This window comes from Actinokineospora bangkokensis, from assembly GCF_001940455.1.
Classification (GTDB): Bacteria; Actinomycetota; Actinomycetes; order Mycobacteriales; family Pseudonocardiaceae; genus Actinokineospora; species Actinokineospora bangkokensis.
Window position 1 is genome coordinate 405,733 of record NZ_MKQR01000007.1, and the last position, 26,786, is coordinate 432,518.

Annotated in this window: 25 protein-coding genes; 14 read left to right on the forward strand and 11 right to left on the reverse strand. The window is 72.6% G+C overall.

The features are described 5' to 3' along the window. Window positions 1-413: 413 nt before the first annotated feature. On the forward strand, window positions 414-563 hold the full coding sequence (locus BJP25_RS34020; RefSeq protein WP_158075604.1) for a hypothetical protein: 150 nt from the start codon (window positions 414-416) through the stop codon (window positions 561-563). Between the two features lie 162 nt (window positions 564-725). Beyond that, on the forward strand, window positions 726-1,127 hold the full coding sequence (locus BJP25_RS06215) for a hypothetical protein (RefSeq protein WP_075973790.1): 402 nt from the start codon (window positions 726-728) through the stop codon (window positions 1,125-1,127). On the opposite strand, the gene BJP25_RS06220 is transcribed toward BJP25_RS06215, so the two are convergent. Then, window positions 1,124-3,013, reverse strand: coding sequence for a sigma-70 family RNA polymerase sigma factor (locus BJP25_RS06220; RefSeq protein ID WP_075973791.1), 1,890 nt, complete (start codon window positions 3,011-3,013; stop codon window positions 1,124-1,126). The genes BJP25_RS06215 and BJP25_RS06220 overlap by 4 nt on opposite strands. 216 nt (window positions 3,014-3,229) lie before the next feature. Next, on the reverse strand, window positions 3,230-4,084 hold the full coding sequence (locus BJP25_RS06225; RefSeq protein WP_075973792.1) for a DUF4394 domain-containing protein: 855 nt from the start codon (window positions 4,082-4,084) through the stop codon (window positions 3,230-3,232). A 168-nt stretch (window positions 4,085-4,252) separates the two neighbouring features. Here BJP25_RS06225 and BJP25_RS06235 point away from each other — a divergent pair, with 168 nt between their 5' ends. Further along, window positions 4,253-4,810, forward strand: a complete 558-nt coding sequence (locus tag BJP25_RS06235; protein WP_075973794.1) for a sigma-70 family RNA polymerase sigma factor — start codon at window positions 4,253-4,255, stop codon at window positions 4,808-4,810. Continuing rightward, entirely contained in the window at window positions 4,807-5,463 is a 657-nt protein-coding gene (locus BJP25_RS06240; RefSeq protein ID WP_075973795.1) for an anti-sigma factor family protein, read from the forward strand. Before BJP25_RS06235 ends, BJP25_RS06240 begins: the two co-directional genes overlap by 4 nt. A gap of 5 nt (window positions 5,464-5,468) precedes the next feature. Here the strand turns inward: BJP25_RS06240 and BJP25_RS06245 are convergent, their stop codons facing one another. Beyond that, the gene (locus tag BJP25_RS06245) at window positions 5,469-6,830 is read right to left on the reverse strand and encodes a helix-turn-helix domain-containing protein (RefSeq protein ID WP_075973796.1); all 1,362 of its coding nucleotides are present in this window, start codon (window positions 6,828-6,830) and stop codon (window positions 5,469-5,471) included. 597 nt (window positions 6,831-7,427) lie between these two features. Here BJP25_RS06245 and BJP25_RS06250 point away from each other — a divergent pair. The 9 genes from BJP25_RS06250 to BJP25_RS06290 all read left to right on the forward strand — a co-directional run bounded on the left by BJP25_RS06250 (window position 7,428) and on the right by BJP25_RS06290 (window position 17,459). Then, entirely contained in the window at window positions 7,428-7,871 is a 444-nt protein-coding gene (locus BJP25_RS06250) for a DNA glycosylase family protein (protein WP_198943360.1), read from the forward strand. Next, window positions 7,849-9,339, forward strand: a complete 1,491-nt coding sequence (locus BJP25_RS06255) for a B12-binding domain-containing radical SAM protein (protein WP_075973798.1) — start codon at window positions 7,849-7,851, stop codon at window positions 9,337-9,339. The genes BJP25_RS06250 and BJP25_RS06255 overlap by 23 nt, the downstream gene beginning before the upstream one ends. Continuing rightward, a complete protein-coding gene (tmk, locus tag BJP25_RS06260; protein WP_075974121.1) occupies window positions 9,339-9,974 on the forward strand; it encodes a dTMP kinase in 636 nt (211 codons plus the stop codon). The genes BJP25_RS06255 and tmk overlap by 1 nt, the downstream gene beginning before the upstream one ends. Window positions 9,975-10,035: 61 nt before the next feature. Continuing rightward, entirely contained in the window at window positions 10,036-10,455 is a 420-nt protein-coding gene (locus BJP25_RS06265) for an NUDIX hydrolase (protein ID WP_332888627.1), read from the forward strand. Window positions 10,456-10,599: 144 nt separating this feature from the next. Further along, window positions 10,600-11,046: a DUF1990 domain-containing protein gene (locus tag BJP25_RS06270; protein WP_233157951.1), complete on the forward strand. Its 447-nt coding sequence runs from the start codon at window positions 10,600-10,602 to the stop codon at window positions 11,044-11,046. A 212-nt stretch (window positions 11,047-11,258) separates the two neighbouring features. After that, entirely contained in the window at window positions 11,259-12,473 is a 1,215-nt protein-coding gene (locus BJP25_RS06275) for a PucR family transcriptional regulator (RefSeq protein ID WP_075973801.1), read from the forward strand. A 134-nt stretch (window positions 12,474-12,607) separates the two neighbouring features. After that, on the forward strand, window positions 12,608-14,080 hold the full coding sequence (locus BJP25_RS06280) for a class I adenylate-forming enzyme family protein (protein ID WP_075973802.1): 1,473 nt from the start codon (window positions 12,608-12,610) through the stop codon (window positions 14,078-14,080). A 92-nt stretch (window positions 14,081-14,172) separates the two neighbouring features. Next, complete coding sequence (locus BJP25_RS06285) at window positions 14,173-15,966, forward strand: DUF3556 domain-containing protein (protein WP_075973803.1); 1,794 nt, start codon at window positions 14,173-14,175, stop codon at window positions 15,964-15,966. Between the two features lie 80 nt (window positions 15,967-16,046). Continuing rightward, window positions 16,047-17,459, forward strand: coding sequence for a phytoene desaturase family protein (locus BJP25_RS06290; protein ID WP_075973804.1), 1,413 nt, complete (start codon window positions 16,047-16,049; stop codon window positions 17,457-17,459). Between the two features lie 249 nt (window positions 17,460-17,708). Here BJP25_RS06290 and BJP25_RS06295 read toward each other — a convergent pair whose 3' ends face one another. Then, window positions 17,709-18,080 carry a MerR family transcriptional regulator gene (locus tag BJP25_RS06295; protein WP_408607102.1) on the reverse strand — a complete coding sequence of 124 codons (372 nt, stop codon included), beginning with the start codon at window positions 18,078-18,080 and terminating at the stop codon, window positions 17,709-17,711. 108 nt (window positions 18,081-18,188) lie between these two features. Between BJP25_RS06295 and BJP25_RS06300 the strand changes: the two genes are divergently transcribed. Continuing rightward, window positions 18,189-19,076 carry an NADP-dependent oxidoreductase gene (locus BJP25_RS06300; RefSeq protein WP_075973805.1) on the forward strand — a complete coding sequence of 296 codons (888 nt, stop codon included), beginning with the start codon at window positions 18,189-18,191 and terminating at the stop codon, window positions 19,074-19,076. A 41-nt stretch (window positions 19,077-19,117) separates the two neighbouring features. Here the strand turns inward: BJP25_RS06300 and BJP25_RS06305 are convergent, their stop codons facing one another. From BJP25_RS06305 to BJP25_RS06335, 7 genes are all read right to left on the reverse strand, one after another. Next, a complete protein-coding gene (locus tag BJP25_RS06305) occupies window positions 19,118-20,095 on the reverse strand; it encodes an SDR family oxidoreductase (RefSeq protein ID WP_075974123.1) in 978 nt (325 codons plus the stop codon). 67 nt (window positions 20,096-20,162) lie between these two features. Beyond that, the gene (locus BJP25_RS06310) at window positions 20,163-20,948 is read right to left on the reverse strand and encodes an SDR family NAD(P)-dependent oxidoreductase (protein WP_075973806.1); all 786 of its coding nucleotides are present in this window, start codon (window positions 20,946-20,948) and stop codon (window positions 20,163-20,165) included. 22 nt (window positions 20,949-20,970) lie between these two features. Next, window positions 20,971-22,803 carry an FAD-dependent monooxygenase gene (locus tag BJP25_RS06315; protein WP_075973807.1) on the reverse strand — a complete coding sequence of 611 codons (1,833 nt, stop codon included), beginning with the start codon at window positions 22,801-22,803 and terminating at the stop codon, window positions 20,971-20,973. Window positions 22,804-22,806: 3 nt separating this feature from the next. Further along, window positions 22,807-23,448: a VOC family protein gene (locus tag BJP25_RS06320; protein ID WP_075973808.1), complete on the reverse strand. Its 642-nt coding sequence runs from the start codon at window positions 23,446-23,448 to the stop codon at window positions 22,807-22,809. Between the two features lie 25 nt (window positions 23,449-23,473). Continuing rightward, window positions 23,474-24,427, reverse strand: a complete 954-nt coding sequence (locus BJP25_RS06325; protein ID WP_075973809.1) for a fumarylacetoacetate hydrolase family protein — start codon at window positions 24,425-24,427, stop codon at window positions 23,474-23,476. Between the two features lie 170 nt (window positions 24,428-24,597). Next, window positions 24,598-25,902, reverse strand: coding sequence for a PucR family transcriptional regulator (locus BJP25_RS06330; protein WP_075973810.1), 1,305 nt, complete (start codon window positions 25,900-25,902; stop codon window positions 24,598-24,600). Window positions 25,903-26,004: 102 nt separating this feature from the next. Further along, window positions 26,005-26,559, reverse strand: coding sequence for a polysaccharide deacetylase family protein (locus BJP25_RS06335; protein WP_233157928.1), 555 nt, complete (start codon window positions 26,557-26,559; stop codon window positions 26,005-26,007). Window positions 26,560-26,786: the final 227 nt, after the last annotated feature.

Consider the following 26,786-nt stretch of genomic DNA (forward strand, 5'->3'; position numbering starts at 1 on the left):
CGGGTGCGTGAGGTGCGCGATTCGGGAAATGTGGGCGGCGGGGTGCTGCCAAGCGTTTGCCGGGTGGGCGCGCGGGTAGCCGGAGCGCCGCTCGGCCGGATGTCGGGGCACCCGTGCGGATCACCACCGGCCCCGGCGCGCCGATCCGGCCACTCGGGACGCGCGCCCGTTCGGCCCTCGACCGGTCCCGCCCGCGGCGCGGCGGACCCCGTCGCCGTGTGCGCGTCCCGTGCCCGACCGCGGGAACCGGTGGTGATCACCGGCGGCACCGGGTACCTGGAGTGAACCCGGAAAGACCCAGCGCGGGAGGCGTGATGTCGTGGTGGCAGGCCCACAGGCTGCGTTCGGCCCTCACGAGGGTCCGGTTCGTCCGCCCCGAGGGGCGGAGCAGGGCGGCCTCGGACGCGGGGCGGATGGCCATCGACATCTGCCACGACATCGGGGACCAGGAGTCCGCCAAGCAGTTCCTCGAATCGTTCGAGGCCGACCTCCGCGCGGCGGCGAACGGGGAGGCCCCGGGCGGCACGGGCCGCGACCGCCGAGGGGCGGCCGAGTCCGCATGACGACCTGCTGCCGCTGAGCCATTTCCGATAACGGCGCTAGCTCGCCTCGGTGGCGGTCCACCGCGGCGCCGCGCGGGTGTGAGCTGCCTCAAGCGTCGTCAGGATCGGCCGCGGTCGTTGTCTTCCTCTTCCGTGAGCAGCCGAAGCGAGGGAGGCGGACGCGTGCAGGACGCGGTCTACGTGGACTACCAGGAGTCGGGTGGCGGGTGGGTGGTCACCGTCAAGCACGACGGGGAAGAGCTCGTGGACCGGGCGGACGGCGATCTCGTGTCAGCGCGCGATTGCGCCAACACGCTCATCGCGACCCTCGCCGCGGTGCACGGCCACCGACCGGTGGTCCACCTGCTCGACGGGGACGCGGTGGCCTACTCCGCCGCGTACCTCAGCGAACGCGCGGGACTGCCCTGGAAGCGCGAGGACCCGGCCGAGACCCCCGCGGTCGAACCCGCCGAGGCCGCGGGCGAACCGACCCAGCCGGACCAGCCGCCTGCCGAGCCGGACCACCCCGCCCCGCCGGTCCAGGCAGAGGAAGCCGGGGACGCGACCGAGGAACAGGCCGTCTAGGCGCGCGGCCGGTCCCTGGGCCACCACAGCTGCTGCTCCTCGCGGTCGACGGCCGAGCCGATCCTCGCCTCGACGAGGACCACCCGGTCCTCCGGCGCGGGCCTGGCCAGGCGCACCGCCAACCGCGCGACCGCCCACGGCTGGAGCGGCTCGTCGCTCGTGCAGACCGCGCCCGCGCACTCGAACCCCGCTGAGCCGACCCGCTGGACGGGGCGGTCGAACACCACCGAGACCCGGCCGGGGCGCGAGCCCGTGTTGCGCACGACGGTGTCCAGCACAGGTCCGTCACCGACGCCCGGTCGTGCGAACACCGCCAGCGACACCCCGTCCGAACCCGCCTGCTCGCGCACCGTGACGACGATGCGGATCTCGGCGCCGCCGACGCTCCCCGAGATCACGCCGCCCGGCGCGCCTTCCTCGGCCATCAACCGCACCACGAAGTCGTGCGACTCCCCGGGGGCGAGCGGACCGCCGGTGCACACGACCTCGGTGTCGCCCGAGCACGAGGACGCCGCCCGCGCCTGGGTGGCGTGCACGCCCTGCGGGAGGCGCAGGACGAGGGAGATCGGCTCGGACGGCGCCCCGCCGGTGTTGCGCACCCGCACCGGGAGGTCCACGGCCTGCCCGGGTTCGAGCTCGTGCTCGGTCCCGTCGACGCCGATCTCCAGCTTGGCCGGGCTGGTGCCCGGCGCCGGGCTGGACCCGGGCGGCTGGGCGGCGCCCGGTGGGCGGCTGGGGCTGGGCGGCGGGCTACCCGGCCCGGTGGGCGCGGAGGCGCCCGGCGCGGGTGGCGGCTCGGCGGGTCCGGTCCCGCCGGGAGGTGCGGCGGCCGGGTCCTGCGCCTCGGGCGTCGTCTGGGCAGGCCGGCCACCCGCGGGCGCCTGCTGCTCCGGGGTGCCTGCCGCGACCCCCTGCCCGGTGGCGGGCACCTGGGCCCCGGCCGGTGTGACCGCGGCGGCCGCCACGACCGCCGCGACGAGCATGAGCCCGGAGACGCCCGCGATGGCCGCTTGGCGCACCGAGCTCGAACCGGTTCCGGCGGACCCCGACGTGCCCGCGGCAGCGGTAGCCGCCACGCCCCACCCCGCGCCCGGTGTCGCGGCGAGGTAGGCCACCGCCGCCGGACCCAGGACCAGCGGGGCGATCAGCGCGCCCAGACCGCTGTTCACCTCGTGCAGGTGCGCCACGAGCGAGCGGCACCGGCCGCACCCGTCGAGGTGGCACTCCACCTGGGCCCGTTCGCGCGCCTTGAGACCGCCCCGCACCCACGCCCCGAGCCGTTCGGCGGTCGCGCGGCAGGCCGGGTCCGCCGCCTCGGCGAGGTGCGCCTGGAGGTAGGCCTGGCGCATGCCCTCCCGAGCGCGGTAAGCCAGCGCGGACACCCCGTTGGGGGTCAGCCCCAGCAACGGCGCCACGTCGCGCGGGGCCTGCCCCTCCACGTGCAGGTGCCACAGGACCGCCTGCCACCGCTCGGGCAGCGAGGCGAACGCCTTCGCCGTCAGCGCCCGCTCCAACCCCGCGATCGCCGGGTCCGTGAACGGGACGCTCAGCGCCTCCACCCGGACCCCCGCCGCCTGCGTCACGTCGTCGACGAGGTTGACGCGGCGTTCCTTGCGGGACCGGGTGTAGGCGGTGTTGCGGACGGCGGTCAGCAGGTAGGGGCGGAACGCGAGGTCCGGCCCCCTGCCGTGCTTGAGCGCGTCGAACACCTTCGAGAACGCCTCGGACACCAGGTCCTCCGCGGCCGCGGCGGACCGCTCCAGGTGCCGCGCGAGCTTGGTCGCCGCTTCCACGTGCCGCTCGTAGAGGACGCTGAACGCCTCGGTGTCCCCCTCCCTGACCGAGCTGATCAGATCGGGGTCACTGGGCTCATCTGTCTCGTCCATGACTCCCCCTCGACCTTTCCTGGCCATAGTGGCACACGGTCCAGCCGGGGTAGGTGACCCCAAACGTGACGAAGCGCACCGCGTCGCGCCCCTGGGGCGTCCACGGCGGTGCGCCGAGCCGGGAAGTCTATTGTGGAGGGATGGGTGGTTGTCCTCCGCAACCTGTCGCGGTGGGCTTGCCCCCGGGCAGCACCCGGGGGCAAGCCCACCGGCGGGCTACTTGACGAACGCGATGCCGACCGGGGTCGACGACAGGAACGCGAGGAACGTCAGGCGGCCGGTGGCGAGGTCGACCCGGGTGAGGGCGCGGGCGCTCAGCAGGCCGAGCAGGCCCTCGGTGCGCACGGCGGCGACCGCGGCACCGCTGGTCCCGCTGATGTCGAAGCCGTTGGCCTCGGTGATGCCGATGCCGAGCTTGCCGGTGGTGAACAGCTGCCCGGTGTTGGGCGACACCGCGGGCGTCGCGCCGGGCAGGGTGCCCTGGGTGGCGAGGGTGTCGGAGCGGGTGTCGATCACGTACAGGCCCGTGCTGGTGGCACCCGCCACGCTGTTGGTGTAGCCGGCGGCGGAGACGGCGGGGGTCTTGCCCGCCAGGCGGTCACCGGGGGCGTAGGCGAGCGCGCCGTCGGTCGCCGCGACCGCGCCGGTGTCGGGCACCAGGCGCAGGTTCTGCCCCGCGTCGGTCACCAGCCGGATGCGGTCCACCGTGGGGTTGAAGTCGAAGCCCACGGCGGTGCCGGACAGCGCGACCGGCGCGCCCACCGCGGTGGCCCTGCCGCTCCGGGCGTCCACCGTGTACAGCTGGCCGGACTTGCCGATGCCGTAGACGCCGCCGGTCGCCGGGCGCACGTCGATGCCGACCAGGCGGTCCCCGGCGCCCAGGCCGGTGATCCTGACCTTCTTCTCCACGTGCTTGAGCCGGTCGCCGTCGTGGCGGCTGAGCACCCCGTCGGAACCGAGCACGAGCAGGTCCGGCGCGCCCGCGCCGGTCGCGGCGGCCGGGGTGGCGAGCAGGCAGGCCGCGCCCGCGGCGGCGACGGCGGCGGCGAGCGCCTTGATCGAGGTGCGCATGGTTCTCCTGGGGTCGTGGGTGGTGCGCCCGCCGACCGAGCCCCGGTCGTCGTGGCACCGAATGTCTACGGAGGCGGACACCGCGGCGTTCACCGGACTTTTCTCCACTTTCGGGTGAACGCGGCGCCCTGCCGCCCCGTACCCACCCCTGGCCGACAGGAGGAGCCGGTGGACCGCACGCGACGGCGCGGCGCTGACCGCGCCCGCCCCGACCTGGCGAGGGAGGACGAGTTGCGCGCCGCCTACGACGCCCACGCCGCCGAGCTGCACCGCTACGCCCGCCGCCAGCTGGGCGACGACGGCGCGGCCCGCGACGTGGTGCAGGAGGTGTTCCTGCGCGCGTGGCGCGCGGCCGACCGGTTCGACCCGGAGGTGGCCAGCCTGCGCGTGTGGCTGTTCGCCATCGCCCGCAACGCCGTCATCGACCACGAGCGCGGCCGCCGGGTCCGCCCCCTGCGCCTGCTCCCCGGCGACGAGCTCTCGGCGCTGGCCGAGTCCGAGGCCGACTTCGTCGACGACGTCGTCGTCGGCTGGGTGCTGGAGGAGGCCCTGCGGCGGCTGTCCCAGGAGCACCGCACCGCCCTGGTCGAGACCTACCTGCGCGGCAGGCCCCACGACCAGGTCGCCGCCGAGCTGGGGGTGCCCGTGGGCACGGTGCGCAGCCGCGTCTTCTACGGTCTCAAGGCGCTGAGGTTGGCCATGGACGAGATCGGGGTGCAGCTGTGAGGCCGGACGACCACCGCGCCCTGCGCGAGTCCCTGGGCGCCTTCGCCCTCGACCAGCTCACCCCCGCCGAACGCACCGCCGTCCAAGCCCACCTCGACGGCTGCCCCACCTGCCGCGCGGAGCTCACCGAACTCGCGGAACTGGCCGAACCCCTCCGCAGGGTCGACCCCGACCGCCTCCTCCCCACCCCCGCCCTGCCCCCCGACCTCTGGGACGGCATCACCGCCCGGATCCGCGCCGAACGCCGCCGCCCGCGCCCACCCCACCTCCGCCGAGCGCTGGCCGCCACAGCCGCCGCAGCAGCGGTCGTGATCGCCCTGGCCGTCGGCTACCAGCTCGGCCAACCCCCCGACCTACCCCTCGAACACGTCGCCGTCTCCACCACGACCCCCGACCTCCAGGTCAGCGCAGACCTCGTCCCGCACACCTGGGGCACGGAGATCAAGCTGACCGGCTCCGGCTTCACCCCCGGCACCCGCTACCGAGTCCTCATCCGCGGCACCACCGAGGGCGAACGAGTCGCGGGCGAGTTCATCGGCACCGGCTCCGCACCGATGGTGTGCAACCTGAACTCCTCCCTGCCGCGCACCTCCGCCACCGGCTTCGTCGTGCTGGACGGGCAGGGCTCAGTGGTCCTCTCCTCCACCTTCTGACCCCGCTAGTGGGGAATGCCTGCTCGATGGGCAAGAGCGCGAAGTTCGTGCTTGGCGGTGATACCGGAGGAGCCGAGGAGGTCACCGACCAAGCGGCGGATGGTGCTGCGGGTTCGGATCTCGTCGGGTGCGAAGCCGTCGATCGCCGCCAGCACTTTGTGGGCTTGGTTTGGCTTGTCCCATTGGTTGAAGCAAAGCGCCAGGTCGGCTAGGTAGCGGGCATGGCGTTCGGTGTCAGGGAAGCGCGGTGCCGGTGCGGTGTGTGCGTGATGGAGGGCTGTTCCTGCATCGCCGAGCAGGTAGTGGGCGGAGACGCGGTGGCTGAGGACGTTCGCCGCCAGCTCGGCGTGGGCTGGTGTCTGAGGGGTGAGCCGTGCTGTGGTGGAGTGGGCCTCGTCGAGGAGTTCGACCGCGCGGTGCCGGTCTCCGGCTCGGGCGGCGGCGTACCCGGCGGAGCACATGAGCAGGCCGTGCAGGGCCAGGTGGCCCTGGTGCGGTGCGCGGGTGCGGACGTCGAGGTGGTCGGCGGCGGCGAGGGTGAGTTCTTGCGCGCGGTCGTGGTCGCCCGCGCGGCGGAAGGCCGACCCGAGCATGCGGTGGGCTTCTGCGAGCACGAGCGGATCACCCGCGGCGTTCGCGGCGCGCATCGCCCGGTCGGCGGCGATCCACTCCGATCCGCTGGCGTCGGATTTGAGCAGGACGCGCGTGACGAGGTTGTAGGTCGCGGCCAGCAGCGCGGCGGTCGTGGGGGTGCCGTCGTGTCGATCGGTGGCCTCGGCGATGCCGATCAGGTCGGTGAGACGGGTGGCCAGGTCGAGGTAGCGGCAGGAGCGGAAATCGGTTCGCGCGCAGGCCAGGGCGGTGGTGAGCGCTTGAGCTGTGGCAGGCTGCGCTGTGGTCGGCGGCCGGATCAGCGCGTCCTCCAGGCTGGTGGCCAGGCGGACGGTGGTGTCTCCCGGGGCGGCCAACGCGCGGGGCGCGGCGGCTGCGGCGCCGACCATGCCCGCGGTCAGCAGGAACGCGCGGCGACGCACCGGATCGACCCCCTCTGGCCCCGTGGAGTGGAGGCCCAGCGTATTCCCGGCGCCCAGGTGTGCCGGTGACGTGGGCGGGGTCGGGGTGTCGAGGATGCCGAACGCACGTGCGGGCAGTTCGAGGACTGCTGCGAGGCGGCGCAGGGTCTCGACGTCGTTGATGCCGTCGCGGCGCCCGTTCTCCAGCCGAGAGATCACCGAGCGCGAGCACCCGAACCTCGCACCCAGATCAGCTTGGGACCAGCCGCGGTGCTCGCGCGCCGCTCGCAGGACGGCTGGTCGGTCGCCGCGGCGGCTGGCGTCCCACACCGACGCGGGCCACGGGTTCGCCACCGTCCACCCCCTTGCGTCCGAGCAGGCAACCCTGTCGGGGATTGTCGCATCGACCTCGGGTTGCCGGTGGCGTTGTCCAGCAGTTGTGCCGCATTGGCACACCTGCTCCGAGGTGGCACACCCGTTGGCTTCCGGCCCGCCCGCGCGCCTAACTTCGAGCCAGGCCGACTCGGGGTGCGCGCCGGGTCACCCGTTCGAGACACGGCGGGGGTGAGGACAATGCGGCGACTCCGCACGTCGAGAGGACCACCGGTGACTGCTGTGACCCTGATGACCGACCACCCGGCATGGTGCCCGTCGCCGTCGGCGGCGGACACGTGGGTGCGGGCCGTGCACACCCTTGACGGGCCCGTGGGTGTCGTTGCCCGCGCGGGACACCGCCCCGACGCCGGTGCGCTCCGGGTCGACATCGTCGACCCGGCTGCGATCGGAGGTGACCCGGTCCTGACCGGTCCCTTGCGGGTGGCGGGCCCGGTGGTCCGGGTCCGCACCCCTGACTTGTGGGAGTCGGTCAGCACCGCCGCGGTGCGACAGGTCATCAAGGCGACGCAGGCGCGCAAGCTGCACCGAGCGCTCTGCCAAGCCCATGGGACCCCGGTGGGCACGGACGCGGGTACCGCGTGGGCGTTCCCCCGCCCGGAGGTCGTCCTGGGCCTGACCGACGCCGACTTCGCCGGGCTGCGGATGACCTTCTTCCGCACCGCCCTGCGCGCCGCGGCCGAAGCGGTCACCAAGCGCGGTGAGGAGTGGTCGGCTCTGCCTGCGGACGAACTCGTGCCCGCGCTGTGCACGATCCCGCGCATCGGCCCCTGGTCCGCGGGCGCCGCGGTGGCTGATCACACCAACCGCTTCGACCTGTACCCCTACGGCGACCTGGCTGTGCGCACCTGGGCGGCCCGCCTCGCCCCCTCGATCGACTGGCCCGCCGACGAGAAGGCCTTCGCCGCCCGGTGGGCATCGATGACGGGGGACCACCTGTCCGACCTGACATTGCTGACCTTGGCCTGGGGAGTCCGTCATGCCACTGGGGGCGCCGTCTAGCCCTTCCACCGCCACTGCGTTCGACCTCATCGCCGGCCTCGACCCGGCGCACCCGGTCGACGTCGTCCTCGTCAACGCCCCGCTGCGCGACTACGCGCTGCGCCCAAGGGTCAACGACTTCACCCTGCCCGTGCTGGGCATGGCCTACATCGCCACCGTCGCCGCCGAGGCCGGGTTCAACGTCGGAGTCTTGGACGCCGAGGCCCACGGCCTCGGCATCGACCACACCGCCGCCCTGGTCAACGCCGTGTCGCCGCGGTGGGCCGGGTTCAACCTGCTGGCGCCCACCTACGAGGTCAGCGCGACGATCGCCGCGGCCCTCGACCCCGCCATCAAGCTCATGCTCGGCGGCCACCAGGCCAAGGCGCTGCCCGCGCGCATCCTCACCGACCCGCGGATGGCCCGCTGCGAGGCGCTGGTCCTCGGCGAGGGCGAGACCCGAGTGGTGCGCCTGCTGCACGACCACCTCGACCGCGCAACCCTGCCCGGGGTGATGTGGCTGGACCCCGTCACCCGCATCCCTGTCACCGGAGGCAAGCCCGGCACGGGGCACTTGCTGGCCCCCGACGTCAACGCCTTGCCGTTCGTCGACCGCCGCTTCCTCACCCAGGACCCGCGATTGGACCAGGGCCGGTGGGAGGCGAACATGGTCGGCGCCCGTGGCTGCCCCTACGACTGTTCGTTCTGCGGCGCCGCAGTCAGCGCCAATCCCGATGTCACCATCCGCACCCGCACCCCGACCGACATCCTCGCCGAGATGCACCAACTCCGCGATGCCCGAGGGGTGACCGCTTTCCGGTTCGTCGACGACCTGTTCCTGGGTGCCCGCAAGGTCATCCACTCCATGCGCGACGCCTTCGCCGCGGAGGATGTCGGTCGCTGGGCCGCATGGGACGCCACCGGGAGGATCAACGTCCTCGATCGCGAGCCCGACCACGTGCTCGCGGAGCTGCGCGCCAACGGCCTGCGTGAAGTCGCGTTGGGTATCGAGTCCGGCAGCGAGCGCATGCTGGAGCTGATCGACAAGAGGATCACCCCGCAGACCACGACCCGGGTCGTGCGGCGGCTGACCGAGCACGGCATCAACGTCAAGGGGTACCTGATCCTCGGCCTGCCCACCGAGACAACCGCTGAGATCGACGCCACCGTCGGCTTGGCCCACCGCCTCTGGGACATCACCGACGACCAGCCCGGCCGCTTCCGCGTCTCGGCCTTCGAGTACCGCCCCTACCCCGGAACCCCCGACTGGCACCGCATCAAGGCCACGGGCCGCTACACCGACGACCAACTCCTCAACTACTCCCCGGTCGACCTCACCGCCGACGGCCGGGAAGACTCGATGCTGGACCGCGACGAATTCAACTTCACCGTCAACCTCCAGCTCAGCGATGCTCCCATCGACCACGTCCGCACCCGCCTGTTGGAACTCACCCGCGCCCAGCACGCCCGCGAGGCAGGTGCCCGGTGATGACCGACCTGGGATTGTTGATCAGCATCGACGGGCCCGCCGGGGCGGGCAAGTCCACCTTGGTCGCTGCACTCGCCCGCTACCTGGCCGACCGCGGGCACCGGGTGCACGCCACCGCCGAGCCCTCCCACGGCCCTATCGGCACATTGGCACGGGCGAACGCGGACACCCTGCACGGTTACGCCCTGGCCTGTCTCGTCGCCGCTGACCGCTACCACCACCTCGACACCGAACTACGGCCCCGTCGCAACGACGGCCACCTCGTGCTCTGCGATCGCTACCTGCCTTCCACACTGGTCCTCCAGCGCATGGACGGCCTGCCACTCGACTTCCTCGAAGCCCTCAACGCCCACGTCGACCTCCCCGACCTCGCCGTCGTCCTCACCCTCGACCCGTTCGAGGCGGCGGACAGGGTCCGGGCCCGCGGCGCGCACAGCCGCTTCCACCAGGGCGTCGACTCCACCATCAAAGAAATCAACTTGTATGACCACGTCGGCGCGTGGCTGTCGACCAGGCGCGTGCCGGTCCTGCACCTCGACACCACCAGCACCCCGATCCGCCGACTCTGCGATGTGATCACCACGCAGGTGGAGGCCATGTTGGCCGCTCGGCGGCCAGCGATTGAGCGCGGGTAGCCTGCCACTACCGCGACGACCGCCACCAGGGACATGACGGGCAATGCCAGACCAGCACACCGTGATCGACGTTCACGTTCTCCTGCTGCGGGACGACCACGTCCTGCTCACCCGACGCCGTGGCGGGTACGGCGATGGGATGTGGCACCTGCCCTCCGGCAAGCTCGACCCCTCCGAGTCCCTGCCCGCGGGGGCTGTCCGCGAGGTCTTCGAGGAAGTCGGTGTCACCGTCGACCCGGCCGACCTCCACCACTCGGCGGTGCTCCACGTCGCTGACTCCGGCCCGACCCCGCGACTGGGCGTCTTCTTCCACGCGCGGCGCTGGACGGGAACACCCACCAACCGGGAACCCGACAAGTGCGGGGGCATCGACTGGTTCGCCCTCGACGACCTGCCCGACAACGTCATCCCCTACCCGCTGGCCGGGATCCGCGCCCACACCACCGGAACCACCTTCGCCGCGCTCGGCTGGCCGATCTAGCGGCTCTACCGTTTGCCGAAACCCTGAGCGGACAAAGTGTCGCAAGTGGATTGAGACTGGTCGACAAGCCCGTCACCGAGATCGGCCTATAGTCGAGGTGTGAACAAACCTTCTCCGGACAGCCGCGGTTTCACCTACCCGGAAGTGGGGGCGACGGCCTCAGCGCTGCCTGACGGGTATCGCACGGTTCGCCGGTCGCGGCTGTTGGCTCCGGGGAGGACCTTCGCGGAGGCTTCCGAGCTGTTGATGGGGTGGAAGGTGCACGAGCGCGCCGGGTTGGCCGTGACCGCCTCCGCTCCTCGCGCGAAAGCCGGGGTCGACGTGACGATGCGGTTCGCGTTCGTCTTCTCGGTCCCGTGCAGGGTGGTCTATACCGTCGAGGAGGACGACGTGTGCGGGTTCGCCTACGGGACGCTGCCCGGTCATCCTGAGCGCGGGGAGGAGCGGTTCGTGCTGTCGAAGACCGACGCGGGCGTCCTGTTCGAGATCGTGGCCTTCTCCCGGCACGCCTCGCTGGTGGCGCGTGCCGGTGGGCCCGTCACCAGGTTGGTGCAGGACGCGATGACGAGCCGCTACTTGCGGGCGATCTAGGGCCTGTCCTCACAGCCTCGCCCAGCGATAGCCGCGCCAGATCGAACGCAGGCGGCACCGGACGAGGAACCGAGTACATCCAGTACGAGGTCCCTCGTCCGGGCACCGCCTGCGTCCGATCTGATCACGACTCTCACAGAGCAGGCTTTGAGGACAGGCCCTAGGCCTGCGCTCCCGGTGGTCCCCGAGGTGCCGATGACTACGATGGACCGGTGAGCGATGACGACGCGGCCTCGATCGTCGGGCGTCTCCTCGACACCCGCGAGGAGTTCATCGCGGTCCTGATCGACGAGATGCGCGCGCGGATCCCCGAGTTGGACCACGACGCCGCGATCGTGCGGCTGTTGAAGGCGAGCGTGTCGGAGAACGTCGTCAGCGGGATGAACTCGCTCATGCACGACGGTGAGCCGGGATCGGTGGAGGCCCCCGACTCCGCGCTGTCCTACGCCCGGGCGCTGGCCCGCAACGGCGTGCCGCTGTCCGCGCTGATCCGCGCCTACTGGGTCGGGCACTCCCGCTCCACCGACCTGATCTTCCAGTTCGGGGCGCAGGTCCGCGCGGACGTGCGCACCGAGGTGGTCGCCGTGCTGGTCCGGCGGAACACGACCTGGCTCGACGAGGTGACCTCGCAGGTCGCGCGCGCGTACGAGGTGGAGCGGGAGGCGTGGCTGTCGGGCAGCCAGGGGCTGCGGCGGCGCGTGGTCGGTGACCTGCTCGACCGCAAGCCCATCACCGCCGAGCAGGCCGAACGCGTCCTCGGGTACGGCTTCGACGGCGTCCACCGCTGCGTGCTCGTCCAGACGACGGGCGTCCCGCGCGCCGCCGACGCCGTCGTGGAGGCCCTGCGCCTGGGGTCGCGGGCGCGGGCGCACCTGGCCGTCGAGCTGGGCGACGGGGTGACCGCGGTGTGGTTGACCGTGTCCGACCCGGCCGAGACGACCATCGCCGCGGGCGGCCTGCCCCCCGCCCTGGTGGCCATCGGCAACGCCGAGCCCGGCGTCGAGGGGTTCCGCCGCTCCTACCGCCAGGCCGAGCGCGTGCGGCTCGTGCTCACCACGGGGGAGGGCGGCGCGCCCGCCGGGGTCGACGGGCGGCCCGGCTGGGCCCGCTTCAGCGAGCTGACCCCCCTCGCGCTGATGGTGCACGACGTCGACGAGGTGCGGGCGTTCGTGCGGCGGCAGCTGGGCGAGCTGGCCGGGTCGGACTCCCGCGTCGAGGTCCTGCGGGAGACGCTGTGGGCCTACCTGTGCGCCCGCGGCAGCGTGACGGCGACGGCCGCGGCGTTGACCATGCACCGCAACTCGGTGCAGTACCGGGTCGAGCGGGCGGTGGAGCTGCTGCCCGGGCAGGCGCTGCCCGACCCGGCGCACGACCTGCAGACCGCCCTGGACGCCGCGCGGTGGCTCGGAGCAGCGGTCCTGGCCTGACCAGCCGTTTTGTGCAGAGTGCACGAAGGCGCCGATGATGTTCGGAGCGCGTGCCGTGGTGTGCACCACAGCCCCGCTCGTACGGTCCGGTGACCTGCCGATCGGGCGGGTCCCCGACGACGAGGACCGGTCTCATGCACTTCGCCTTGCTGCCCGAGGAACGCCGCCGCACCGCGCCGGACGCGCCTGCCCTCGCCGACGACGGGCACCCGGCCGTGTCCAACGACGACTTCGCGACCATGGTCGGCGCCGCCGCCGACCGGCTGCGCGACGCCGGGGTGCGCGCCGGGGGCGTCGTCGCGGTGAAGCTGACCAACCGGGTCGAGCTGGTGGTGGCGATGTTCGCCGCGTGGCGGCTGGGCGCCGCCCTCACCCCGGTCAACCCCGCCCTCACGGCCGCCGAGACCGCCTACCAGCTGACCGACTCCGGGGCGGCGGTGCTGGTCACCGACCATCTCGACGACGCGCCCGCGGACGGGCCGGTGGTGGTGCCGGTCGACCAGCTCACCACGGGCACCCCGGGCGGCTCGACCGAGGCCGTGGCCGCCGAGGACGAGGACATCGCGCTGATCATCTACACCAGCGGCACCACCGGTCGCCCGAAGGGGGTGCTGCTGACCCACGCCAACCTCGACGCGATGACCGAGTCGTCGCTGCTGGCGACCGGGATCGGCGCCGACGACCACTGCCTGCTGATCCTGCCGCTGTTCCACGTCAACGGCATCGTGGTCAGCGTCCTGACCCCGCTGCGCGCCGGTGGCCGCACGACGATCGTGGGCAAGTTCAGCGCCCGCAGCTTCTTCACCTCGGTGGAGCGCGCCCGGCCGACCTACTTCTCCGGCGTGCCCGCCATCTTCGCGATGCTGGCGAACCTGCCCGACGACCAGATGCCGGACACCTCCTCGCTGCGCTTCGTCGTCTGCGGCGCGGCGCCGATGCCCGCCCCCCTGATCAGCGCGGTCGAGAAGCGCTACGGCGTCACCCTGGTGGAGGGGTACGGGCTGTCGGAGGCCACCTGCGGGTCCACGCTCAACCCCGTGCGCGGCACGCGCAAGCCGGGCACGGTCGGCCTGCCGATGCCCGGTCAGCGGGTGGCGGTCATGGCCGAGGACGGCACGCTGCTCCCGCCAGGCGAGACCGGCGAGGTCGTCGTGTCCGGCCCGACGGTGATGAAGGGCTACCTCAACCGGCCGGAAGCCACGGACGAGGCGCTGCGCGGGGGCTGGCTGCACACCGGGGACGTCGGCCGGTTCGACGAGGACGGCTACCTCGTCCTGGTCGACCGGATCAAGGACATGATCATCCGGGGTGGCGAGAACATCTACCCCAAGGAGATCGAGACGGTCCTGCACGAGCACCCGGAGGTGTTCGAGGCCGCTGTCATCGGGGTCCCCGACCCGGTGCTGGGCGAGGTCCCGGTGGCGGTGGTGTCCCTGCGCGGTGCCGCCACCACCACGGCCGAGGAGCTGACCGACTTCCTGCGCGAGCGGCTCGCCGCGTACAAGGTGCCCTCGCGCGTCGACCTCGTGGCCGAGGTGCCCAAGAACCAGGTCGGGAAGATCGACAAGCCCGCCCTGCGCGCCCGCGCGGCCCCGATCACCGCCTGACCCGGCAGCACCCCCGGCGCAGCACCCCCGGCGCAGAGCACCCGGGGCGGTGACGCGCTCGTCCCACACACCACGACAACGAGGTTGTTCCCATGGGATTGCTGAAACCCACCTTGCCCGACGTCCAGGACATGACCGAGTGGCAGCAGCGCTCTCGCGCTGAGCGCCTGCAGGTGCTGACCCGCCACTGGGTCGACCACGGCTTCGGCAGCCCGCAGTCGGTGTACAGCTTCTACCTGCTCAAGCTCGTCATCTACGCGGGCGGCGCGCTCCTGTTCGTCGCCGCGACACCGGGCATCGGCGGTCTCGGCGACATCGCCTCGTGGTGGGACGAGGGCATCGTCTACCAGAAGCTCGTCGTCTGGACGCTGCTGTACGAGGTGATCGGGCTCGGGTGCGGCTCCGGGCCGCTGTCCTCCCGGTTCATGCCTCCCATCGGCTCGATCCTGTACTGGGTGCGGCCGGGCACGATCCGGCTGCCACCGTGGCCCAACCGGGTCCCCCTGACCAAGGGCAGCAGGCGCACGGTCTTCGACGTCGCGGTCTACCTGGTCGTGCTGCTGTCCGCGGTGTACGCCCTCTTGCAACCGGGGGGCCAGGAGGTCGCGGGCGCAGAGGGCGTGGGGCTCCTCGACCCGCTGACCGTCGTCCCGCTCATCGTGGCGCTGGCCGTGCTGGGCCTGCGCGACAAGACGATCTTCCTCGCGGCGCGCGGTGAGCAGTACTGGCTGTCGCTGTTCATCTTCTTCTTCGCCTACGGCGACCAGCTCGTCGGCTTCAAGCTGGTGATGCTCGCGCTGTGGTGGGGTGCGGCGACCTCCAAGCTCAACCACCACTTCCCGTACGTGGTGGCCGTGATGATGAGCAACGCGCCCTTCATGCGGTTCCGGGCGGTCAAGCGCCTGATGTACCGCGACTTCCCGAACGACCTGCGCCCGTCCTGGGTGCCCTCGGTGCTGGCGCACGTCGGCACGGCCACCGAGTACGGCGTGCCCCTGTTCCTGGTCTTCTTCGGCGACGGCGGGCCCCTGACGTGGGCGGCGCTGATCTACATGGCGCTGTTCCACCTCCACATCCTCTCGACCATCCCCATGGGCGTGCCGCTGGAGTGGAACGTCTTCTTCATCTTCTCGCTGTTCTACCTCTTCGGTGCCCACGGCGACCAGACGGTGTGGCAGCTGGAGAACCCGTGGCTGCTGGCGGTGCTGCTCCCGAGCCTGGTGGTGCTGCCGCTGCTGGGCAACGTGCGGCCCGACCTCGTGTCGTTCCTGCCCGCCATGCGGTACTACGCGGGCAACTGGGCGACGAGCAGCTGGATGTTCCGCCCGGCGGCCCTGGCGCGGATGTCCGAGGCCCTCACCACCAGCTGCACCCTGCCCACCGAGCAGCTGGCGCGCCTCTACGACCCGCGCACGGCCGTCCTCATGGCGGGCAAGGCGCAGAGCTGGCGGGCGATGCACTCGCACGGCCGCGCCCACAACGGGCTCGTGGACAGGGTCGCGGGCGACGACCCGGATGTGGTCGTCATCGACGGCGAGTTGATCGCGGGCTTCGCGATCGGCTGGAACTTCGGTGAGGGGCACCTGCACAACGCCCAGCTCCTCAACGCCATCCAGGAGCGCTGCGGGTTCGCCCCCGGCGACGTGCGGATCATGACGCTCGAAGGACAGCCGATCCAGCGCCAGGACCAGCGCTACGAGATCCACGACGCCGCGCTCGGCCTGCTGGAGACGGGTACGGTCACCGTGGCGCAGATGCGCGAACGCCAGCCCTGGCCCACCGACGGGCGCGACTACCCCGTGCACGACGTGCGCCGCACCGAAGCCGGGATCGCCGCGTTGGCGGGGACGGCGGACGTCGAGAGCCCGACCGCGCCCACTTCCTGACGAGCGGCCCACCGCGCGTCGGGCGACCCCCGACCCCCGACGCGCGGTGGGCCGCAGGTCTTGCCGGAGGAGAACACCAGATGACGACCGCCACCATCGTCGGCAGCGGGCCCAACGGCCTCGTCGCCGCGGCCGTCCTGGCCCGCGCCGGGCTGGAGGTCACCGTCCTTGAGGCGGCCGAGACGACCGGGGGCGGCACCAGGACCGTCGAGGCCCTCGTGCCCGGTCTGCTGCACGACCACTGCTCGGCGGTGCACCCCATGGCGGTGGGCTCGCCGGTCCTCTCCGAGCTGGGCCTCGACGAGTACGGGCTGCGCTGGCTGCTCCCCGAGGTCGACTGCGCGCACCCCCTCGACGACGGGACCGCAGGCGTCCTGCACCAGTCCGTCGAGCGGACCGCGGTGGAACTGGGCCGCGACGAGGGCCGGTGGCGGGCGCTGTTCGAGCGGCCGGTGGCCGGGTACGACGCGCTCAGCGACGACATCCTGGGACCGCTGCTGCGCGTTCCCCACCACCCGGTGCGCCTGGCCCGGTTCGGCGTCCCGACGCTGGCACCGGCGGCGCTCCTGGCGCGGGCGTTCCGCACCGAGCAGGCGCGCGCCCTGTGGCTGGGCGTGGCCGCGCACGCCTTCCGACCGCTGGACCTGCCGCTGTCCTCCGCCATCGGCCTGGGCATCGTCACCGCCGGGCACCGGCACGGGTGGGCCGTCGCCCAGGGCGGGTCGAGGTCGATCACCGACGCGCTGACCGCCCTGCTCCTCGACCTCGGGGGCAAGGTCGAGACCGGCGTGCGGATCCGGACGGCGTCGCAGCTGCCCCCCAGCGACGTCGTGGTCTGGGACCTCGCCCCGACCGCCCTGGCCGACGTCCTGGGGGACCGGTTGCCCGCGCGCGTCGCCCGCGCCTACCGGCGCTTCCGCCCTGGCCACGCAGCCTTCAAGGTCGACTACGCCGTCGAGGGCGGAGTCCCCTGGACCGCGCTCGACGCGCGCAAGGCAGGCACCGTCCACGTGGCGGGGAGCGCCGAGGAGGTCGCCGCGGTCGAACGCGACGTGCACGCCGGGCGCATGCCCCAGCGCCCCTTCGTCCTGGTCGGCCAGCAGTACCTCGCCGACCCCAGCCGCTCCGCGGGCGACATCCACCCGCTCTACGCCTACGCCCACGTCCCCCGCGGCTGGACCGGCGACGCCACCGAGGCGATCACCGCCCAGATCGAGCGCTTCGCCCCCGGCTTCCGCGACCGCGTCGTGGCCAGCACCAGCACGTCCCCCGCGCAGTTCGCGGCGGACAACCCCAACTTCCACGACGGGAACATCCTCACCGGCGCCAAGGACGTGCGGCAGCTCGTCTTCGGCCCTCGCACGACCCTGCAACCCTACGACACCGGCCTGCCAGGCCACTTCCTCTGCTCCGCGGCGACCCCGCCCGGACCCGGGGCGCACGGCATGTGCGGCGCCCACGCCGCCCAACGGGCCCTCCGATACCTGCGCTAGCCCCCAGACCGCGTCGAGCCAGCCCGGCTGGCAGCCGGTTCGTTGCTGCTCCCGCTGTGGTGACCGGGTGGGCGGACATCACCCACGCGCTCACCATCGCTCGCGCGGCGCGGATCGTCACGCAGGTGTCCTCCACGACCGGCGCACCGCTCAACACCGGGACGCTCGCGACACCGAGGCGTAGGGCCCGCGCGGGTAGGTGGCCGGGGGCTTCGGCGGTCGGTCCGACGAAGTGGCTGCGTGCCCGGCTCAGGTCGCCGGGGCCGCGGTGATCACGGCGTCCAGGATCTGGCGGGACGTGGTGAGGTCCAGGATGACCTGGTCGATGCGGTCGCGCTCCTGGCGCAGTTGCGCGACGAGGTCCGGGCAGGTCGGCACCAGCCGCTCGTCGTCCTCGCGGATGCACGGCAGCACCGACGAGATCGTCGCGGTGGACAGCCCGGCGGCCAACAGCCCGCGGATGCGGCGCACCACGTCGACATCGGTGGACAGGTACTCCCGGTACCCGCTCGGTCGGCGCTGCGGCCGGAGCAGCCCCTGCTCCTCGTAGTAGCGCAGCAGCCGCTGGCTCACGCCGCTGCGCCGAGACAGCTCGCCGATCCTGATCGTCCGCGCCGACACCGCGACTCCCGTCACACCGCGTTGACTCTCACACCCATGTGAAACTTTAGGGTCCTTCGCATGGCACCCGCAACGACCCCATCCGCCGCCCACACCGCAGGAGGCGTGATGCGCGCCATCCAACTCGACCGACCCGGTGGTCCCGACGCGCTGACGGTTCGCGAACTCCCGGCCCCAGCCCGGGCGGACGGCGAGGTCCTCATCCGCACCATCGCCAGCAGCATCAACCCGGTGGACTCGAAGACCAGGGCCATGGCCGGACCCGAGCGCCTGCCGATGACCCTCGGCTGGGACCTCGCCGGGGTCGTCCTCGCCAGCGACCACCCCGGCTTCAGCACCGGCGACCGGGTGATCGCGATGTCCGCGCAGTTCGCCACCGGCCGGGGCACCTGGGCCGACATCGTCTCGCTGCCCGCGGACCTGCTCGCCGTCGCCCCGGCGTCGGTCAGCCTGTCCGAAGCCGCGACGTTGCCCCTGGCAGGCCTCACCGCGTTGCAGGTGATGGACCGCCTGCGGCTCACAGCGGGGCAGACGCTCCTGGTCACCGGTGCGGCCGGAGCGGTGGGCGGCCTGGCCGTCCAGCTCGCCGCGCACGACGGCATCACCGTCCACGGCCTCGTGTCCCGACCGGAACACGTCGACGCCGCCCGCCGCCTCGGTGCCGATACCGCCACCGACCAGACGGGCGAGCTGGGGTGCTACGACGCCGTCTTCGACACAGCCGGGGTCCACGTCCCGCAGGCGGTGAAGGACGGCGGCAAGTACCTCACCGTCGGCGCCGACACCGTGCCCGACGGACTCGCCAGCCGCACGCTCGACGCTGGCCCCAACTACGTCGAGCAGGACGGCGCGGGCCTGTCCCGACTCGCCGCACTGGTCGACGCCGGGGCGCTACGCCTGCGAATCGGCGCTCAGTTCCCGATCCACCAGTCGCACCAGGCCCACCGACGGGCCGAGCAGGGCGGCCTGCTCGGCAAAGTCGTGCTGACCTTCTGACAGCGAATGCCCCTGGGGGATGACCATTCGGAACGATCGCCTCAGCGGCTGCCCTTCCTTGTCGCTGCCACGCGCTTCGCGAAGTCCTCGTAGCTCGTGGGTGTGCGGCCGAGGAGTTGCGGAAGGTCGTCCATGTTGCCGACCGGCAGGCCGTTGGAGTCGTAGTACGTCATCATCCCGACGTACGCGCTGCGCGCCTCGGGCGGCCAGCTCCGAATGCCGCGGGCATTTGACGAGTCCCGGATCCCGCGGACGAGGTGGGGCAGCGCGTTGAGCTTGGTGTTGAGCAGCGACCGGACAACGGCGGGACCCAGCGCCGGTGCGGCGGCAAGGGGGTTGTCGACGGTGTTGGGCGGCAGGCGGATAGCGGCCACCGGGTGCCCCAGCACGCGGCTCCAGACCTGTGCCATTTCGTTGCGGTCGAGTGCCTGCGCCGAGAGGTCGTAGGTCTTGCCCACGTGCTCGTCCGGGGCGCTCAGCACGGTGGCGGCCGCTTCGGCGACGTCCTCGACGTCGACCATGCCCATCACGCTGGTGGGGGACACCGGGTAGGGCATGAGACCCGCCAGGATGAACTCCCAGAACTCCAGGTAGTTCTGCATGTAGTGGGACGGGCGCAGGATGGTCACCGGCAGACCCGAATCGCGCAGCACCCGCTCGACCAGGAGCTTCTGGTGGTGGTGGACCAGCGCGTCGATGTCGGGGTGGATCACCGAGTGGAAACCGAGGTGCTGCACGTCGCGGGCCGTGCAGAGCTCGACGAGGGTGTGGGCGATCGGCACCTCGTCGATGAGCTGCGTCGGAGCGGCGTGGTACACCTGCTTCGCGCCGGTCACGGCCCTGTCGAGGTCCGCGCGGCTGCGCAGGTCGCCCACCACGACCTCGGTCGCCCCATCGTCGCGGGACAACTGGGCCTGGGCGTCGTCCTTGACGAACGCGCGCACGTCCAACCCGCGGGCGCGGAGGCTGCGGACCAGCGGGCGCCCGACACCGCCCGCGGCACTGGTGACCAAGATCATGACGACCATCCTGACGACGATTCCGGACGTGGTGGGGTGTGGTGCGACGGCGTTGTTCCGGCGATCCTCACTGCGGCGGCAGCGGATGCAGGATGCGGGCCACGATCGGGATCAGCAGCCTGCGGGGGACCAGTCCCGCGAGCCGCGCCGTCCACGAGTTCGCGACGCCGGAGACGACGTAGGGCGGGGTCGACCGGCGGTCGAGGGCTCGCATCCCCGTGGCCGCCACCTGCTCCGCGGTCTGCATCCGCCCGGCCACCGCCGCGCCTTCGCCGATGACCTCGAAGAACTCGGTCCGCGTGGGTCCCGGGGCCAGGGCGAACACCGTCACGCCATTCTCCTTCGCCTCGTACCACAACGACTGGGAGAAGCTCTGCACGAAGGCCTTGGCCGCCGAGTAGACGGCGAGCGAGGGGACCGGCTGGAACGCGGTGGTGCTGGAGACGTTGACGATGGCGCCGCGTCCCCGCTTGACCATCGCGGGCAAGAACTCGCGGCACACGTCCACCACGGCCCGGACGTCCACGGCGATCACCCGGGCGAACTCCTCGCCGCTGCCAGTCAGGAACGGGCCTTGCGCGGCGAAGCCCGCGTTGTTGACCACCAGGTCGAAATCGCCGCTGACCTGCGCGCGCAGGGCTGCCCCCGCCCGGTCGACCGACAGGTCGAACGCAACTGTCTCGCAGGTGATCCCGTGTGCCGTCCTCAACTCGCTCGCGAGGCGTTCCAGCCTCTCCTCCCGCCGCGCGACGAGGACGAGGTCTGAGCCGCGCGCGGCCAACTCCCGCGCGAACGCCACCCCGATGCCCGAACTGGCGCCGGTGACCAGGGACCGTGACGGTCGGAAAGCCATCGAACTCCCATTCCTGTGGTGCTCAGCCTTGCTCAACGCTCGGGCGGCTCACGGCCGGTAGGGCGCCAGCGGCCCGGGCCGCCTTCCAGTAGGGCTGCCAGCGTTCGCGCAGGAACCGGTCCAGCTCGGACGTCGCCTGCTCAGCCGTGCCGGTGGTGCGCCAGGCGACGTGGCCGTCCGGCCGCACCAGGACGGCGCCGTGCGAGCCGACCTCGAACAGCTCGACCAGCCTGCTGTCCTCCGCCGGGGACGCGGAGACGAGACCGACGACGCGCACCGGCAGGGGGCTCCCGACAGGCCGCTCCCGCAGCGCGCGCTCCCACGCCCCCGGGTCTGGCGTGACGAGGGCGAGCCCGTCGTGCCGGAGCAGGTCGTGGACCGGGCGCGGGGTACCGTCGTGCAGGACGACGGCGTGGGGGAGGCGGGCGCCTGGACGGGTGGTGGGGCGGTAGATGACCACGTCGTCCTCGACCGGCGGAGAGGTTCCGGCGTCGATGAGCGGACCGTCGTAGGTGTAGCCGAACTCCAGCCCGGTGGAGACGAAGTGCTCCAGCTGGCCAGGGATCTCGGCGGCCACCCGCGCCCGGACCCGCCTACCGCGCGCGGAATCCGCGAGCAGCACCGCGGTGCGCTTGAGCTGGAGCGGGGTGAGGCGGTCGCAGGCCCAGGCCAGGGCGCGAGCAGGCACCAGGGACAGCGGCGGCCGGGTGAGTGCCTCGGTCGCCTGCCGCACCACGCGGTTGGTGATCCCCACGGGCGCGGTCACCTTGTCCAGGTGGAAGTGGTTGGCGACGCTCTGCTCCGCGAAGCGTTCGACGACGGGCCTGCGCTCGGGCTCGTAGGTGTCGAGCAAGGCGTCGTCGGCGCCCCCATCGAGCACAGCGGCGAGCTTCCAGGCGAGGTTGTGGGCGTCCTGCACGCCGCTGTTGAGGCCGAAGCCGCCGGTGTGCGGGAAGCGGTGCGCCGCGTCGCCCGCCAAGAGCAGGCGACCCTGGCGGAAGGCACTGGCCGTCTGGGAGGTCATCGTCCACGTGCCGGTGGACCGGATGGTGAACTCGGTGCTGCCCAGCGCCTCCGGGAGGACCCGGTCCCAGTAGCGCAGGCCGTCCCTGGCGATCTCCTGCCCCGGGTGGAGGTAGGCGGTCATCAGGATGTAGTCGCCGTCCGCGTGGGCGATCATGACGCCGCAGAAGGAGGGCTGGTAGATCCAGCTGAGCAGCGGGCGGACCGTGCCGGGCGGGTGCAGCCCGGGGGCGTGGAAGAAGACACTGCCCATGTTCGCCAGGACCGGGCCCCGCAGCGGGATGCCCGCGCTGTCGCGGACCGCGCTGTTGGCGCCGTCAGCGGCGACCAGGTAAGCGGCGTCCAGCGCGTGCGCGGAGCCCTCGGTGCGCACGACGACCCGGTCGGCGCCCGGCTCGACCGCGGTGATCGCGGCACCGCGGCGGAAGTCGACCAGCGGCTCCCGCTCCAGCGCCGCCCACAGCACGGGCATGAGCTGGTGCTGGCCGATGTGGGTGACCAGGAACGGGCTGTGCCCCTGGACCTCGGCGAGGCGCTCGGGCTCGGACAGCAGGTCGATCTCGCCGAGCGGCTCGGTGAGCCGGGAGCACCAGCGGATGACGCTGACCGTGTCGTTGGGCGGCGCCAGCGCGGTGACCTCTGCGGCCAGCCGGGGCGAGGCGTGCTGCCAGATCTCGCGCGAGCGGGCGTTGACGACGTGGGCCGCCGGGTGCACCAGGGGCCGCTCGCGGCGTTCGAGCACCGTGCTGGCGACGCCGTGGCGGGCCAGCAGCAGTGCGAGGGTGCTCCCCGTCGGGCCCGCGCCCGCGATCACGACCGGTGCGGTGCGCATGGCCTACAGGGTCCTCCAGGTGATGGCCCGCCTGCCCGACCGCGGCGTGGTGCCGGGCCGGGTGCCCGCGCCGGGCCGCAGCAGCTCGGTGGGGTCGTCGCCGCGGCGCAGCCGGTCGAGCAGGTAGGCGGGGTCGAACTCGACGCCGATCGGGTTGGCGGCGAACTGCTCGCCGGCGAAGTGGGCGGCGGTGGCCTCGACGGTGGGGAAGTTGTCCACCTGGAACTCCAGGCGGATGCCGTCGGGGTCCTCGTAGTACAGCGAGGTGGTCGGCCCGTGGTTGATGGCCCAGACCGGGTGGATGCCCGCCCCCGCCAGCCGCTCGTGGGTGGTGAGCAGGCGTTCGAGCGAGGCGAACTGGACGGCGAGGTGGTCGATCCCGAGGACCTTGCGCCGCAGCCGGGCCAACGGGAACAGGTACCGCAGCACCCGCGGCACCGCGATCAGCGCGAGCCGGTGGTGCTCGTGGTCCCAGCTGAGGAAGGTGACCTGCCGGTCCCGGTGGACCACGCGGGCGCCGAAGACCTCGCGGTACCAGGCGATCATCTCGTCGCGGCGGGCGGTCTTGACGACCCAGTGCGCGAGGAAGTCCGGCGCGGCGCCGTTCGCGGGCCTGCCGGTGCCTGCTTCCCTGGCGGCTTCCATGGGGCTGTCCTTGTCGCTGTGCTGGTCAAGGTGCGGTGATGGTGGTGCGCTGGCGGCCGAGGTCGATGGAGCCGTCGGGGCTGCGGATGCCCGCGGTCACGACGTCACCGGGCTTGAGGTACGGCTTGCGCAGGTTGGTGCGGGTGAACATCCGCCACAGCACGTCCTCCGGCAGCAGGGCCGTGGCCAGGCGGCGGACCAGCGCGGGCGGGGTGGTCGCGGTGCAGCCGTGGGGGGTGCCGGTGAGCAGCAGGTCCCCGGGGCTGAGGTCGCAGAACGTGGTCAGCTCGGTGAGCGTCTCCGCGGGCCGGTACAGCATGTTGCGGGTGCTGTCGTGCTGGCGGGGCTCGCCGTTGACCGCCAGGCTCAGCTCCAGGTCGTCCAGGAGCGGGAACTCCTCCGGCTCCGGCACCGCGAGGTAGGGCCCGACCGGGCAGAACCCGCGGTAGCTCTTGCCCTTGAGGAACTGGCCCTGCGGGAGCTGGACGTCGCGGGCGGAGAGGTCGTTGGCGATGGTGACGCCGAAGACGTACTCGTGCAGGTTCTCGGCCGTGACGGTCTCGGCGTGGTTGACGTGCTTGCGCAGCACCAGGGCGAGCTCGACCTCGTGGTCGAGCAGCCGCACGTGGGCGGGCCGGGTGACGGGCGCGTCGGGACCGGTGACCGAGGCGTCGGTCTTGTCGAAGAACAGGTTGAAGGGCCGCGCGTCGGGGTCCATCCCGGACTCGATCGCGTGCTGCCGGTAGTTGGCGCCCTGGCACAGCACGCGGCAGGGCGTGGTCACCGGGGACAGCAGCTCCACCGACCCGATCGGCAGCCGGGTGGGCCCGCCGACCGCCGACCGCCAGTCGTCGACGCCGTCGCGGATGAGGTCCGCGGTCGAGGCGTAGCTGCCGGTCAGCGGGGACAGGCCGCCGTCGGTGACCGTTGCCCACCGGACCTCGCCTGCGTGGCGGTAGCGGGCGAGGTGGATCACCATGCGCGCTCCCCAGCGGTGTGGCGACCGAGCAGCGGAGCAGGCGCCAGTGCGAGCGAGCGCGGCCAGTAGCCGAAGTGCATGCCCACAGTGCAGCGGACACGGCCCTCGCGGCGCTTGGCCCGCGGTGCGAACCCGGCCGCCGCCGATTGGACTGGAGTCCAACGAGGCTGTCAGGGCGGGGTGGCGTGCTCGTCCAGCACGAGGTCGCCGAACTCCTCCGCGAGGGCCAGGGCGACCTGGAGCTGCATCCGCCGGACCTCGACGTCCCGGCCCCGAAGCTGCTCGGCCCGCTGGACGCGGTAGGCGACCGTGTTGCGCGCGACGTGCAGCAGCTCGGCCGCGGTGTTCAGGCTCCGCTCCACGTCCAGGTAGCGCTTGAGGGTGGTGCGCAGCGTGGTGGCTGGCTCCCCGGGCCCGGCGAGCCCGCCCAGCTCACGGCGCACGAACCGGCGCGCCTGGTCGAGGTCGGCGCTGAGCATGGCGATCAGGTCCAGCTCGGCGTAGTCGAACAGCCACCGGTCGCCGCGCGACAGCGTCCCGACCCGGACGGCGTCGAGCGCTTGGCGGTGACTGGACGCGAAGCCGGCCACGCCGTGCTCGGGCAACCCGGCCGCCACCCGGACCCCGGACCCGGGCGTTCCGGTCGACGTCGGGGGCCCCACCGAGGCGCCGCGGACGCTCGACCCCCACGCCCACACCCGTTGCCTGCCCACCGGCAGGACCAGGGTGCCCGTCGCCCCGCCGTCGCGCAGCAGCTGCTCGGCGACCCCCGCCAACTGGCCGGGATCGGCGTGTTCGAGGTCGTCGGCCCACACGACCAGGGCGGTGTGGCAGCGGGTGAGGTCGTAGCCCAGGACGCGGTGCGCGTGGTCGGCGGCGACCGGCTCCCCGGCGAGGACCTCCTGCACCAGCTCCCTGCGCACGGCGGCCGAGCTGGTCACCCAGGCGGCGTGCGCCCGGGAGAACTCGCTCGTCATCTCGGCGGACAGCTGGTTGACGATCCCGAACAGCACCTCCGAGACGTGCCCCACCGCCGCGAACCGCTCGGCGGCGGGCAGGTGCCGCTCGGCCTCCGCCAGGATCTCCCGGACGGCGTAGGCGTGACCGAGCTGCACGCTCTGCAGCAGGTGCTCGACGCCGACCCCCCGGCCCACCGCCTCCACGGCGCCCGTGAGCGCTTCCGCCGGGGGCTCCGGGGCGACCTCGGCGTTCTCGGCCAGGGCGGCCACCATGCTCACCGCGACGGCCTCGCAGCCCTTCCGCAGCTCCTGCACGAGCCCGTCCACGCCGAGCTGCGGGATCCGCGCGACCATGTGCTCCGCCATGCCCTGCGCCAGCTCGACGGCCCACCTCACCGGACCCGCGCCGACCCGGTCGACGACCCGGTCGACCTGGGCGGCGGGCAGCACCGACCGGGACAGGGCGGTCTGGCCACGCGGCGCGAGTTCTCGAACCCATCCGCCCACGCTGCCCATCGGCCCTCGCCACCTCCATCCAGGAACGATGACCGACAGTAGCGCGCCTGCGGACACCGGTCACCGCGACACCGCCGACCGGGGGAGCGGGCCAGCCGGGTGTCAGGAGAGGAAGTCGGGGAGCCGGGCGGGGGTCAGGCCGTCCGCCTTCACCTGGTCGAGGAACGCCTGGTAGTCCTCGGTGAAGGTCTTGCGGAAGTGCATCAGGACGATGTCGCCCGGCCTGAGGTGGTGGCCGACCTGGAACTGCATGGCGCCGTTGTTGATCGTCTCGTCCCACAGCACCACGGCCTTGAGGCCGCAGGCGGCGGCCGCCCTGCGGGTGTTGTCGTCGTAGTTGCCGAACGGCGGGCGGAACAGGGTCGGCCGGACGCCGAAGGCGCGCTGCTCGGCGTCGGCGTCGTCGCAGATCTCCTCGCGCTGGAACTCGTAGGGCTTGCCGCGCAGGTTGGGGTGGTCGACCGTGTGGTCCTCGACCGGGGCGTTGAGCGAGGTGAAGTAGGCGGCGTCGTCCTTGAAGTACTTCTCGTTGAGGAACAGCGTCGGCCACCCCCGCTTGGCCAGCTCCACCGCCGCCGGGTCCTTGATCTCCCCGTCGTCGATGGTGAGGAAGACGTACGGCTTGTCGGTCGGGATGCGCCGCACCACGGGCGCCATGCCGTTCTCCACCGCGGGAGCTGTCGATTGGGGCGAACCGACCGGGTAGGGCGGACTGTCCGATTGGACCGGTGCGGGCGACGGGACTCCTGCTGGTGCGCTCTGCGCTCGTTGCGCTCCCTGTCCACAACCCGCGAGCAGGAAGCCAACCAGGACAAGGGGAAGAACCATGCGCATCTCGGACTCCAGGAACCTCGGTTGACGCACTTGCCACGCTAGACGACGCG